Origin of the sequence: Hymenobacter mucosus (genome assembly GCF_900188255.1) — a bacterium.
Lineage (GTDB): Bacteria > Bacteroidota > Bacteroidia > Cytophagales > Hymenobacteraceae > Hymenobacter > Hymenobacter mucosus.
On sequence record NZ_FZNS01000004.1, the window covers coordinates 618,193 to 631,550 of the forward strand.

Here is a 13,358-nt window from a genome sequence, read left to right on the forward strand (position 1 = left end):
ACGACCTATTGGCCGGCGTGGATGCCATGAATTACCAGAATGCCACGCCTATTCAAGAGCAGGCTATTCCTAAAATCATCGAAGGCAAAGACCTGATAGCCTGCGCCCAAACCGGCACCGGCAAAACAGCGGCCTACCTGCTTCCCCTCCTCGATAAGATTTCGCACGCCAAGCACGGCACTACTTCCACCCTGGTGCTGGTGCCCACCCGGGAGCTAGCTACTCAGATTGACGAGCAAGTGACCGGATTCGGCTACTTCGTAGAAGCCAGCTCCATTGCCATTTATGGGGGCGGCAAAAGTGAAGGCTGGGAGCAGCAAAAGCGCGCCCTTACCTCCGGCGCCGACATTATCATTGCTACGCCGGGCCGCCTCATTGCCCACATGCAAATGGGCTACGTCAAGTTTGAGCACCTGAAATACCTGGTGCTGGACGAGGCCGACAAGATGATGGATATGGGCTTCTCCGATGACATTTTGAACATCGTGCGGCAGCTGCCCAAGGAGCGCCAAACGCTTTTGTTCTCGGCAACCATGCCCAACAAAATCCGGGAGTTTTCGCAGCAGATTCTGCACAACCCCGACGAAATCCGTTTGGCCGTGTCGAAGCCTGCCGCGGGCATCGACCAGCAGTTTTACATGGCCTTCGACCGTCAGAAGATCTACTTGCTGGAGCACCTGCTCAAAACCCAGGAAGTGCAAAGCATGGTCTTGTTCACGTCGCAGAAAGCCGCCGTTGGGGGCATTGTGCGGGCGATTAACAAGCTGGGCTACGAGGCGAAAGGTATCAGCTCCGACCGGACGCAGGAGGAGCGCGAGCAGATCATGCGCGAGTTTAAAAACAAGCAGTTTCCCATTCTGGTGGCTACTGACGTGCTCAGCCGGGGCATTGATATCGACTCGCTCAGCCACGTAGTAAACTACGACATTCCGCGTGCCGCTGAGGATTACGTGCACCGCATTGGCCGCACGGCCCGCGCTGCCACCAAAGGCACGGCCATCACCTTCATTTCCGACCAAGACCAGGACCGCGTAGTGAAGATTGAGAAGCTGATTGAGCGGGACATTGAGAAGAGGAACATCACCGAAGAACTTGGCTTAGGTGAGGCGCCTGAGTTTGACCCCAAGCGGTTCAGTGGCTTGCGGGGCAAAGTAGGCGGACGGCCTGAACGTGGGGGCCGCGCGGGCAGTGGCAACCGCGACCGGGGCCCCCGCCCAGAAGGAGAACGGGGCCCGCGGGGCGAAGGTAGCCGCAACGGTAGCGGACGCGGCTCACGCCCCGATGCCAACGGCAAACCCGATGCTCAGCAGCAAGAACGTATTGCAAAAGCACAAGCGGCTTTAGCAGCTCTCGATGCAGGCCAGGCACCGGCCCAGCCCTACCAGCGTCCGGCGCGCGAAGCTCGGCCTCCGCGCCCAGAAGGAGAGGCTCGACCGCCTCGTGAGCCACGGGCCCCGCGCCAAGAGGGCGAACCAGCACGCACGGAGCCACGCGCCGAGGGGGAAGAGGCTAAGCGTCGTAGGAAGCGGGGCGGCCGCAATCGTAGTGGCCGCGGTCCTCGCCCCGAGGGTAGCACCCCCACTGCTGAATCCACCGCAGCCGTACCAAGCGCCGAATAAATAAAAAAGCCCCGCTACTACTAGCGGGGCTTTTTTGTGTCCATATCCGTCTCGGTTCATAGGTGCGCCGCTACCGTACCATACACCTTATTACTACCCACAGGTAGAACTACCTTTTCATAGCCTCCATGCTCCTATGGCTGATTGACACACGATACTTTTTTCATGCGCTAGCAGTGGCCTTTGTGGCCAGGCGCGGTAGATTTGGCTTCGCACATGGCATAAGCAGGTTGATCTTACTCAGCACAACTTACTAATAGGTAATTACGTAATAATGCATCAATGATGCATTATTACGTAGACCTAATTGCAATTAAGCTCTTAAGTACATGCAACATAGTTGCTAAAACATAATACTCAAAAGAAAACCCAGCCGGAGCTGGGTTTTAAAAGGGCTTGAAACCACGCTTTACAGCACTTGGCCTAGGCCAAACAAAAGCGTAAATACGAGAGTAGTCAGTGCCATTTGCTTGAGTAGCGGATCAAGTTGCATAGACTCTTGGCGCTGCCAAACCTGCAAGGCGTTGCGAAACAGCAACGGGGCCGAAAGCACAAACAACCACTGCCAAGGCGAGCGGTACGTTAGGGTCACGTATACTATAGCGCAGGCAAAGCCTACTAGCAGCAGCAGCCAGTGGTAGCGGCGGGCGTGCACGGGGCCAAGCCGCACTGGAATGGTGATTTTGCCAGCCAACTTGTCGGAGCGGATGTCCCGGATGTTATTGACGTTGAGGACTGCCGTAGCAAAGCAGCCCAAGGCTGCCGCGGGCAGTAGTATGGGTAGCGGCAAGGTGCGCGTTTGCAGAAAGTACGTGCCGCACACCCCCACCATCCCAAAAAAAATAAACACGGACGCGTCGCCCAGGCCGGCATAGCCATACGGCTTGGAACCGGCCGTATAATTAACGGCCGCCCAGATAGCCGAGAGGCCCAACACAAAGAAGGATAGAAAGATCCAGGCGCCGGCAGTACCCAGGGCCACCCACAGCAGCAGCAAGCCACTTAGCAGGGACAGCACCCCGAACACCAGCATCCCCTTCTTCATTTGCTGGGGTGTGATGGCACCGCTCTGTACGGCCCGTTGGGGTCCTTCGCGGTGCACACTATCGGCGCCGTTCTGGGAATCGCCATAGTCATTGGCGAGGTTACTCAGGATCTGTAGCAGAATGGTAGTGAGAGCCGCCAGTCCCACTACCGCAGCCCGAAACTGCCCCTGGCTGGCGGCCAGAAATCCGCCGGCCATAATACTGGCCAGCGCGAGCGGCAAGGTGCGAGGGCGAAAAGCGGAAACCCAGGCTTTGGCAGGGCTAGTGGGAGCAGTAGGGCTGCTGGAAGAAGAGACCATGACTGGAAACGTTGAAAAATGCCATCCTGTGACTAGTGTACTTACCCTGCCGTTTCAATGGCGGCAATCTTTTCCGCCGAAAGCTCCGAAAAGTGCCCTATTACCAGGTCGGCGTGGTGGAGGTCTTGCAGGGGCGAATGCTCACTGTTGTAGCCAATGCAGTACAAACCGGCCGCTTTGGCTGCCGTAACACCATTGGCTGAGTCCTCAATTACTAGGCACTCGGAGGCAGGAGCCTGAGAAAGGGAGGCCGCGTGCTCGAAGATGGCCGGATCGGGCTTGGAGCGCGGAAAATCTTCGCCGCTGATGAGGTGGGAAAAATAAGGCGCCAGCTTAAACCGCTCCATTACCCGGTCAATGGTGGAGTGCGATGCTGACGAGGCCAGAATAAGCTCAATATTATGCTGATGCAGGTCCTCGATAAGGGAGCGCACGCCATCGAGCAGTTCCAGATCGGGTTTCTCATCGAAAGCCCGGTTAAAAAAGTCGCGCTTGGCCTGCACCAGTTCCAACACTGGTTGCGACAGTTGGTGCTTTTCTTTCAGGTACTGGTAGGTGTTCTTCGTGGAGCGGCCCGTAAACTGAGCGTATTCTTCGTCGGCTACATCAATACCGAGCTCGTCGAAATGCCGGAAGTACGCGTAGCGGTGAACCGGCTCCGTATCGACGATGACGCCGTCCATATCGAAAATAACAGTGCGTATCATGCAGCAACTAGTGGTTATGAGCGCGAAGGTAGAGAAACCCAGGGCTCTTGACTAACAAGTGGCGGCCTGCCCTGCCGCGCCAGAAAAGCGCAAGCAAAGCAGGCCGCGTATTTCACAGGGAGAATGTTACTTCAGAACGGCAGCTACTAGCTCGTCGCTCATGGGCTTTACCTTGGAGGGATAGAAGGCTACTACGTGGCCGGTTTCGTCTACCAGATACTTGCAGAAATTCCAGGTAGGGGCATCTCCTACGGCCCCGTTCTTCGACTTATCGGCCAAGAACTTGTAAAGCGGAGCCGTATCGTCGCCTTTTACCGAAACCTTGCTGAACAGGGGGAACGTGACGCCAAAGTTTTTCTCGCAGAAAGTAGCAATCTGCGCCTCAGTACCGGGCTCCTGGCCGCCGAAATTGTTGGCCGGAAAGCCTAGAACTACCACTTTATCGCCGTGCTTCTTGTAGAGTTCTTCCAGCTCTTTGTACTGAGGCGTGTACCCGCATTCCGATGCGGTATTCACGATCAGCAGCTTTTTCCCTTTGTACTGGCTCAGCTTTACGTCCTTGCCATCAATGCTTTTCACGGTGAAGTCGTAGACGGTGCCGGTGGCGGTGCTTTCGGTGGTAGTGGTCATGGTTGGGGCAGGCTGGGAGTGGGAGAAAGACAGGCCGCTAGCGAGCAGCGTGCCTAGTAGTACAAAAGCTTTCATACGAGAGAGAAAAAGTCAGTGACCAACCAGCCGCCGGGCACATTGTTCGGTGCCGATGACCAGTTAGCTCAAAGTAAAGAAACTCTTCCGCACGAAACTATCCGTATCAGCTCTTGCGGCTCAGCAAAGGGCAACGGCACCGTGCTATCTTAGCATAACTCAAGGCTTACTGTGCGGCATTTGCTGAAGGGAATCCGAGCGGGCTATTAAAAAGCCGTACTTTTGCCTTTTGCACATTTCTTCCCTGGTTAATCTGCTCATGCGTACGACTCTCTATTCTGTCATTACCGGTACGGGCAGTTACCTTCCCGCTCGTATTGTTAGGAATGAGGATTTCACAGCATCTACCTTTTATGACGCTGATAGTAACCTTCTCACCAAACCGAGTGCGGAAATCGTTGCGCGCTTTGCGCAAATCACGGACATCCACGAACGTCGTTACGTTACGGATGACCAAGTAACCTCCGACATTGCCTTTCTGGCGGCGCAAGACGCCCTGCAATCCAGCGGTACGGACCCCGAGTCGCTAGATTATATTCTGGTGGCTCACAACTTTGGGGATGTACAGGCCGATAACCGGCGGTCGGATTTTGTGCCGAGCCTGGCAGCGCGCGTCAAGCACAAACTGGGCATCGAAAATCCGCAGACCATTGCCTACGACTTACCCTTCGGCTGCCCGGGCTGGCTCCAGGGCCTGATTCAGGCCGACTACTACTTGCGCTCGGGCGACGCCAAGCGCGTTCTGGTGATTGGGGCGGAGGTACTCTCGCGCGTGTGCGACCCGCACGACCGGGACAGTATGCTGTATGCTGATGGCGCCGGGGCGGTGCTACTGGAAGCGCAGGAAAGCAACGTACCCGTGGGTATCTTGGCCCACGGTACTCGCTCCGATACCGTTCAGGCAGCTCACTTGCTGCGCATGGGCGCCTCCTACAACCCCAACTACCCAGGGAGCGACCTGTTTTTGAAAATGGAAGGCCGCAAGCTCTACGAGTACGCGCTCAAAACCGTACCGCAAGCCATCAAAGACTGCTTAGAAAAAGCCAAGCTGCCCCTGGCCGACATGCACAAACTACTGCTACACCAGGCCAATGGCAAAATGGACGATGCCATTCTGAAGCGACTGTACGGCTTGTACGACGAAGCTACCGTGCCCGAAGGCGTCATGCCGATGACGATTTCCTGGTTGGGTAACTCTTCGGTGGCTACCCTACCTACCCTGCTGGACCTTCTACTGAAAGATAAGCTGCCCGGCAATGATATTCAGCCAGGTACTAACATCGTGTTTGCCTCTGTAGGCGCCGGTATGAACTGCAACGCCGTAGTGTACCGGATGCCAGGCTAAGCAGCCCCCCCAACGCGCAAGCGCCCCGCCAGACAGTGTCCGGCGGGGCGCTTGTGTTTGACGTGCTACTAGCACCAGGGCTCAGTCTGTGTAGTGATAAGCGGGCTTAGGTAGTGCGGGGCGTCAGCCACTTTTCCAGAAGCACGGGCTGGTAAGCCAGCATTTCTTCAATTATACCATTGGGGTCGGGGTTGCTGAGCAACTGGTCGCGGTTTTCACGGCGCAACAGGCCTTCATCGGCCATGTGGTCTAGGGCGCGCAACAGATGGTCGTAGAAGCCCTCTACGTTGAGCAGCGCCACGGGCTTTTTGTGCAAGCCAAGCTGCCCCCAGGTCAGCACTTCAAACAGCTCTTCCAACGTACCATACCCCCCCGGCATCGCCACGAAGCCTTCGGCTAAATCGGCCATCAGGAGCTTACGCTCGTGCATGCTTTTCACGATATGGAGCTCCGTTACGCCCCGGTGCTCCACCTCCTTGGCCACCAGAAAATCGGGAATGACCCCGATAACTTTGCCGCCATGCGCTAATACACTATCGGCTACGGCTCCCATCAGGCCTACGCGGCCCCCGCCGTACACCAGCGTCATGCCACGTTCGGCTAGCACACGGCCCATCTCCTGGGCTCGTTGGGTATACATTTCGTTGGTTCCGGCACTGGAACCGCAATACACGGCTACGCTTTTCATAAAACTGTAGGGCGAAGCACGGCCTCGCCTATTATTGGTTGAAAAAGAAAACAGTAGCAACGCCAGGCTTTGGCATTGCTACTGAGATGATAAAGAGCGGCAGACGGAGAGCCGCAACACGTTTGCAGTTTTTACTCGCGTTGCTGAGTTAGAGGCCTCAGGCCCTTAACCTGCTTTGGCTACCTCCTGCGCCCGCGCGCTCGGCCATACGTGAAAATTACATCCGCTCGGGCACCTGAATACCAAGCAGGCCCATGCTAACTTTTAAGGCCTTAGCCGTTTGGGCCGACAGCGCTACCCGGAACGCCTTCTTGGCAGCATTGGGCTCAATGAAGATGGGCACTTCGGTGTAGAACCGGTTGTAGGCCTTGGCCAGGTCGTAGGCGTACTGAGCTACAACGGCCGGCGACTGCGTGCGCGCCGCTTCCGTTACCACGGCCGCATAGCGGCCAAGCTCCTGAATCATTTCCCGCTCGGTAGCCTGAATTTCCGTGAGGCCAGCCAAGCTTGCGTTGGCTGCTACGCCTTGCTCGGCCGCCTTGCGCAGGATGCTGGAGATACGGGCGTGCGAGTACTGAATGAACGGGCCAGTGTGACCTTCCAAGCTCACGGACTCTTCGGGGTTGAAGAGCATCCGCTTCTTAGGGTCCACTTTCAGCAGGTAGTATTTGAGGGCTCCCAAGCCCAGCATGTGGTAGAGCTGCTCAGCTTCGGCATCCGACAAGCCTTCTGTTTTGCCTTTCTCGAGGGTAGCAGCCTTTGCAGCTTCCACCACTTCGCGTACCAACTCGTCGGCATCAACCACGGTGCCCTCCCGGCTTTTCATCTTGCCCGAGGGCAGGTCTACCATACCGTAGCTGAGGTGGTAAATGGCATCGGCGTAGGGCTTGCCCAGCTTCTTCAGCACGGCCTTCAGCACCTGCATGTGGTAGTTCTGCTCGTCGGCAATAACGTACACCGACAGATCATAGTGGAAGTCCTGGTACTTTAACTCGGCCGTACCCAAGTCCTGGGTGATGTACACGGAGGTACCGTCGGCACGGAGTAGGAGCTTCTCATCGAGGCCCTCTTCCTGCAGATCTACCCACACCGAGCCGTCGTCCTTCTTAAAGAAGACGCCCTTTTGCAGGCCCTCTTCTACCCGCTCCTTACCTAGCAGGTACGTTCCCGACTCGTAATAGTACTTATCAAAATCGACACCGATGGTCTGGTAGGTTTCGTTGAAGCCTTCGTACACCCAGCCATTCATTTGCTTCCAGAGGCTTACCACCGCTTCGTCGCCGGCTTCCCAGGCGCGCAGCATGTCCTGGGCTTCCAGCATCATGGGGGCTTGGCGCTTGGCTACGTCGGCGGCTACGCCTTCGGCTTCCAGCTGCTTTACCTGCTCGCGGTAGTGCTTCTCAAACAGCACATAGTACTTTCCGGCCAGGTGGTCGCCCTTGATGCCCGCCTGCTCGGGTGTTTCGCCCTGGCCGTACTGCTGGTAGGCCAGCATGGACTTGCAGATGTGAATACCCCGGTCGTTGACGAGGTTGGCTTTGGTAACGGTAGCACCAGTAGCTTTCAGAATCTCGGCCACTGAGTAGCCGAGGAAGTTGTTGCGCAGGTGCCCTAAGTGCAGGGGCTTGTTGGTATTAGGGGAGGAATATTCCACCACCACATTTTGCGGGCCACCCGTTTCTACTGGTGTAGTGGCAGGCTGCTGCCGCAACTGGGCAAAGACATCGAGCCACGCCGAGTCGGCAATTTCTAAGTTCAGAAAGCCTTTCACCACGTTGTAGCCGCTTACCAGCGGCTCATTGGCTACCAGCCAGTCGCCAATGCCTTGCCCAATTTGCTCGGGGCCTTTGCCTAGAGTTTTCGTAAAAGGGAACGTAACGAGGGTAAACGAGCCCGCAAACTCCTTGCGCGTAGGCTGCAAGGTGAGCTGAGGCGAGGCTACCTCGGCGTCAAATACGTTCTTGATGGCAGCCCCGAGGGCCGCTTTGAGGGTTTGTTCGAGTTGTTGCACGGAAAGCGAAACGCTTAAGAGAAGCGGTATACTAGGCTTCTGGAAGATACATTCTTGGACTGACAACCACGGGGCACTGCGTAAACTATGGGCCAGCCAGCGGCGGCATCTACCCTCACTACGGAGTGCTAGTAGCCGCGCTCTGCGCCTTAGCTTACGCTAGATTCGTCGTTGGTTGGGTAGCCGCAGAATTGTCTTCATCGGGAGTTGACACGGTAGCCAGACTAGGCCGTCGCTGCTACAAAGGTAGAAAGCCCAGCCAGATGCCGCCCGAAAAAATATGGCCGCTGGCCCGACTGCCCGTCATCCTACTGCCTACAGGTGGCAAGGTACCTCCCAGCCCCAGCTATTTTCTAGGTGCTGAACCAAAGCCAACGGCTGTGCGTGTATTTGCTGCAAAGAGTATCTTGCGCCCCACGCATGAACGTTCACCTACAGCAAATCCTCGACAACCCCCTGGCCGCGCTGGCCATTGTGGGCAACCTTGTTATCATTGAAAGCCTGCTCTCCGTAGATAATGCGGCCGTGCTGGCAACGATGGTATCGGACCTCCCTAAGGAGCAACGCCACAAAGCCCTGCGCTACGGCATCATTGGAGCCTACGTATTTCGGGGGCTCTGCATCCTATTTGCTTCCTACCTTATTCAGTTCTGGTTTCTGAAGCCCCTGGGCGGCCTGTATTTGCTTTACCTAGCGTACAGCCAGTTTGCTAACCGCAGCAGCGACGGGGAGGAAGACGTAGACAAGCAGAAAAGCTGGCTCTACCGCAGTACCCTGGGTCTGCTCGGTCCGTTTTGGGCCACGGTGGCGCTGATTGAGCTGATGGACCTGGCCTTTTCCATCGACAATGTGTTTGCTGTGGTGGCCTTCACCGACAACCTGATCCTGATTTGTGGGGGCGTATTCATTGGCATTCTGGCCATGCGCCTGGTGGCGCAAGCCTTCGTGCTGCTGATGGGCAAGTACCCGTTTTTGGAAACGGCTGCCTTCGTGGTTATTGGTATTCTAGGCCTGAAGCTGCTACTTTCCCTCTTTGAGCATTTCCAGCCCCACCACCCCTTCAGCCACTTCCTCAGCAGCGAAGCCGCCGATGCAGGCCTTACTGTGCTTACCGTAGCTGTGTTTGCCGTACCACTACTCACCTCCTGGCTGTTCGGGGTGCCTTACCGCCAGGGTGGTCGTCAGGGGTAGCAAGTAGAACCCCATAAGCAGTAAGGGCTGGCACACGCATGTGCCAGCCCTTACTGCTTATGGGGTTCTACTTGCTACCCTCAGTTTTTCGCTCGGCGCAGTACCATCTGCACTTGCTTGGGGTTGCCGCGCGTGACGACAGGGTAGGACACATCGTTGATGAACAGCAATTGCCCATCGGCCACAATGCGCGCCTGCAACGCATAAGTGACATTTTCCTGAATTCGGGCCGTGTCGTAGCGCAGCGTAAAGGCCAGTGGAACCTGTCGCCCATTGGGCCGGATGGTCACTGAGTCGACCACCGTAGCGGCCACATCCTGCCGCGACACATCCTGTAATTGTAGGCGCACTACGGCCGATGCGGGCAGGGCCATTCGCTCCCGATAGGTTACGGTGCCCGTTATAGAATCCTTCACCGTCACCACAACCGGGGCCGTGGTGCCCGCCCCCCCCGGCGATGAGGGAGTGGCCGTGCAAGCACCTAGTAGTGACACAACACAGAGAGCAGGCAGGAGGGGTGGCTTCATGGCAACTAACCGGGATAGAATGATAACGAACAGGCACGAATGTATTGGGAATCTGCTATTTTCCAAGGAAGTCCCCAACTCTACCCGGGCTCGGCCGCAGCTAAACCGTACTACTCTCCTACCGGCTCACAACCTCCGCCATGCGCAAGCGGCGCTGAATGGCATCGGTGGCGGCTTCCAGGATGTCGAAGGCATTGGTAGCCATAGTATTTTCGCTGTCGAGCGTGGGGTTGATTTCCACCATCTCGAAGCACACAACCCGGTCATTATCCAGCAAAGCGCGGCACAGGCTAATGGCTTCCTCTACGTTCAGGCCCTCCTCTACTGGCGTGCCCGTACCCTTGGAGAAGCGGGAGTCCAGGGAGTCCACGTCGAACGAGATGTAGACTAGGTCGCAGAAGCGCAGACGCTCGTAGATTTCGCGGGCTACTTGGCGGGTTCCCTTAGCTTTTACTTCATCAAGCTTGTAATTCTTAATTCCTAGCCGCTCGATGATGGCATTTTCTTCCGCCTCGGTGTCGCGCACTACCACGTACACGAGGTGCTCTCCAATAAGCTTAGGGCCCGTTTCGCCTAGGTTTTTAAGCTTCTGCCAGAAAAATTCCGTTTCGGGTTCTATCGTGTTCCGCTGGCATTGCCGGTTATCATCGCCCAGGGAAATGGCTATTGGCATGCCGTGCATGTTGCCCGAGGGAGTGGTGTAGGGCGAGTGAATGTCGGCGTGAGCATCTATCCACACCACCCCCAGCGTTTTGTGCGGGTAGGCGGCTTTAATGCCCGCAATGGTCGCTGCCGCATTACTATGGTCGCCGGCTAGTACCAGGGGGAACTCCCCAAACCGTAAGGTTTGTTCGACGGTGCTGGCAATGCCTTTTTGCACCGTGTAAATAGAATCAATGTGTTTGGCCTTCGGAAAATGATTTTTCTCGAAGAGCACGTGGTTCAGGTCCGGCACACTGACGGAATTGAACCGACGAAAGTAATCGGACCCTTTATTGAGGCAGGCCACTTTGAGGGCATCTACCCCCAGGCTGGCGCCTCGGGTGCCGGCTCCGAGTTCGGAGCGCACTTCCACTAACTTGATGCGACGCATACTACATGGGCAGGAAAAGGGTTAGAGTGGTTTATATGCTTGCCGATTACCAAGGCCACAGGCCAGGATAGGCTTGACGCGCGCGGACCTTCCGGCGCAACCAACGAACAAAGCACAACCAAAACCCCCGCAAGGGGGTATCTTTGCGGGTCCTAAGTTCGGAAAAAGCTTTGCTTGGAAAAAGCGCATACAGTGGCGCTTATCAAAGCATTTTGCCCACTTATCGTACGCGTTCTTTTTCAACTAGGTAGGCGAGTGTTTACCCGCACCGCCGGCCATTCTTTCCTTCATCCTCACAAGAAAATAGCATCACCCCCTCCTTTAATGGATACCTACCACTCCCTGATTTCGCAGACTTTCGATTTTCCCACCGACGAGTTTCACGTTGAAAACGACGAGCTGCGCTTCCACGATATTGACTTGATGGCCCTGGTAGAAAAGCACGGCACCCCGCTGCGCCTCACCTACCTCCCCAAAATCAGCAGCCAGATTCAGCGGGCCAAGGAGTGGTTCCGCCTGGGCATTGAGCAAACTGGCTACCAGGGCCGCTACTCCTACGCCTACTGCACCAAGGCCTCACACTTCAGCTTTGTGGTGGAGGAAGCCTTAAAAAACGGCGTCCACATCGAAACTTCCAGCTGGTTTGACACCAATATCATTCGGGCCATGTACCAGAAGGGCAGGGTCACGAAGGATACCTATATCATCTGCAACGGGTTCAAGACCGAAGAATACAAGCGGGAAATCACGGCCCTCATCAACGATGGGTTTGTGAACTGTATGCCTATTCTCGACTCGCCGAACGAGGTAGACTACTACCACGACAACGTGCGCGAAAAGTGCAATGTAGGTATGCGCCTGGCTTCCGACGAGGAACCACGCTTTCAGTTCTACACTTCGCGCCTGGGCATTCGCTACACCGACGCCGTGCCGCTCTACGAGCAGAAGATCAAGGATGATCCGCGCTTTGAGCTGACGATGCTGCACTACTTCATCAATACCGGCATCAAGGACACCAGCTACTACTGGTCGGAGCTGAGCCGCTTCGTGCACAAGTACTGCGAGCTGCGTAAGGTGTGCCCTACCCTCACCACCATCGACATTGGGGGCGGCTTACCCATTCAAACCAGCATTCAGAAGGAGTATGACTACCCCTACATGATTGCCGAGGTGCTGCGCACCATCAAGCGCATCTGCGAGGAAGAAGGCGTACCAGAGCCCGACATCTTCACCGAATTCGGTATTTTCACCGTGGGTGAGTCGGGCGCTACGATCTACAGCATTCTAGACGAGAAGCTGCAGAACGATAAGGAGCTCTGGTACATGATTGACGGCTCGTTTATCACCAACCTACCCGACACCTGGGCCCTCAACCAGCGCTTCATTATGCTGGCCCTGAATGGCTGGAACCGCTCGTACAAGAAAATTCAACTTGGTGGCCTCACCTGCGATTCGCAGGACTACTACAACGCCGAAAAACATATTTACCAGGTGTTTTTGCCGGAGCGCAAGCCTGCCCAAGACCCTAAGCCCCTGTATGTGGGCTTCTTCCACACCGGAGCTTACCAGGAGAGCTTGTCGGGGTACGGTGGCGTGAAGCACTGCCTGATTCCGGCACCGAAAATGGTTATTCTAGACCGCGCCGAGGATGGTACGCTCACGGATTACGTATTCGCAGAAGAGCAAAGTGGCGAGTCGATGATGCGCATTCTGGGCTACCAGAAGTAAGCCTGGAGGTAAGCCGAGCAACTGCCCCAAATTACGCCAGCCAATGGGGTAGTTTGGGGCAGTTTGCCGATCTGGGGGTAGTATTAATCGAAAGCCGAAGTCGACAGCTTGGACGCCGCAGGGGCTTCCTGTATCTTTACCGCTCTGAACCAGACCTTTCTTATCTTCAATGCCATGAAAAAAGTTCTACTATTTACCTGCGTCGCTTCGCTGGCTTTTAGTGCGTGCAACCGGAAGTCGCAGTGCCCCGCTTATTCTAGCACCAAAGAGGCCACTCGTATTTCTTCCACTATTTCCGCTAGCGCAGCTACCCCGGCCCCTCGTCAGTAGTACTCGTGGCGTTGCCAGACTATTCGGCTCCTTCTGCTATGCGGAAGGAGCCTTTTTATTTTCTGCTCC

Annotated in this window: 12 protein-coding genes; 5 read left to right on the forward strand and 7 right to left on the reverse strand. The window is 56.0% G+C overall.

The annotated features are described in order from the left end of the window. Window positions 1–26 precede the first annotated feature (26 nt). A complete protein-coding gene (locus tag CHB83_RS12640; RefSeq protein ID WP_089332917.1) occupies window positions 27–1,619 on the forward strand; it encodes a DEAD/DEAH box helicase in 1,593 nt (530 codons plus the stop codon). Between the two features lie 409 nt (window positions 1,620–2,028). Here CHB83_RS12640 and CHB83_RS12645 read toward each other — a convergent pair whose 3' ends face one another. From CHB83_RS12645 to CHB83_RS12655, 3 genes are all read right to left on the reverse strand, one after another. Further along, window positions 2,029–2,964, reverse strand: a complete 936-nt coding sequence (locus tag CHB83_RS12645; protein ID WP_089332876.1) for a 1,4-dihydroxy-2-naphthoate polyprenyltransferase — start codon at window positions 2,962–2,964, stop codon at window positions 2,029–2,031. 41 nt (window positions 2,965–3,005) lie between these two features. Further along, window positions 3,006–3,671, reverse strand: a complete 666-nt coding sequence (locus CHB83_RS12650) for an HAD family hydrolase (protein WP_045690370.1) — start codon at window positions 3,669–3,671, stop codon at window positions 3,006–3,008. Between the two features lie 126 nt (window positions 3,672–3,797). After that, complete coding sequence (locus CHB83_RS12655) at window positions 3,798–4,376, reverse strand: glutathione peroxidase (protein WP_045690369.1); 579 nt, start codon at window positions 4,374–4,376, stop codon at window positions 3,798–3,800. Between the two features lie 259 nt (window positions 4,377–4,635). On the opposite strand from CHB83_RS12655, the gene CHB83_RS12660 reads away from it, so the two are divergent. Then, complete coding sequence (locus tag CHB83_RS12660) at window positions 4,636–5,721, forward strand: 3-oxoacyl-ACP synthase III family protein (protein WP_045690368.1); 1,086 nt, start codon at window positions 4,636–4,638, stop codon at window positions 5,719–5,721. Between the two features lie 106 nt (window positions 5,722–5,827). Here the strand turns inward: CHB83_RS12660 and CHB83_RS12665 are convergent, their stop codons facing one another. Together CHB83_RS12665 and argS are read right to left on the reverse strand one after the other, a co-directional pair. Continuing rightward, on the reverse strand, window positions 5,828–6,409 hold the full coding sequence (locus CHB83_RS12665) for an LOG family protein (protein ID WP_089332877.1): 582 nt from the start codon (window positions 6,407–6,409) through the stop codon (window positions 5,828–5,830). Between the two features lie 217 nt (window positions 6,410–6,626). Then, on the reverse strand, window positions 6,627–8,420 hold the full coding sequence (gene argS, locus CHB83_RS12670) for an arginine--tRNA ligase (RefSeq protein ID WP_045690367.1): 1,794 nt from the start codon (window positions 8,418–8,420) through the stop codon (window positions 6,627–6,629). Window positions 8,421–8,840: 420 nt separating this feature from the next. Between argS and CHB83_RS12675 the strand changes: the two genes are divergently transcribed. Further along, entirely contained in the window at window positions 8,841–9,611 is a 771-nt protein-coding gene (locus CHB83_RS12675; protein WP_089332878.1) for a TerC family protein, read from the forward strand. 80 nt (window positions 9,612–9,691) lie between these two features. Here the strand turns inward: CHB83_RS12675 and CHB83_RS12680 are convergent, their stop codons facing one another. Then, window positions 9,692–10,138 (reverse strand): YbaY family lipoprotein, encoded by a 447-nt coding sequence (locus CHB83_RS12680; RefSeq protein ID WP_089332879.1) that lies wholly within the window; start codon window positions 10,136–10,138, stop codon window positions 9,692–9,694. Between the two features lie 118 nt (window positions 10,139–10,256). Beyond that, on the reverse strand, window positions 10,257–11,231 hold the full coding sequence (locus CHB83_RS12685) for an arginase (RefSeq protein ID WP_045688931.1): 975 nt from the start codon (window positions 11,229–11,231) through the stop codon (window positions 10,257–10,259). Between the two features lie 324 nt (window positions 11,232–11,555). On the opposite strand from CHB83_RS12685, the gene CHB83_RS12690 reads away from it, so the two are divergent. Both CHB83_RS12690 and CHB83_RS23820 read left to right on the forward strand, forming a co-directional pair. Next, window positions 11,556–12,959 (forward strand): type III PLP-dependent enzyme domain-containing protein, encoded by a 1,404-nt coding sequence (locus CHB83_RS12690; RefSeq protein ID WP_045688932.1) that lies wholly within the window; start codon window positions 11,556–11,558, stop codon window positions 12,957–12,959. Between the two features lie 174 nt (window positions 12,960–13,133). After that, entirely contained in the window at window positions 13,134–13,289 is a 156-nt protein-coding gene (locus CHB83_RS23820; RefSeq protein WP_161806918.1) for a hypothetical protein, read from the forward strand. Window positions 13,290–13,358 lie beyond the last annotated feature (69 nt).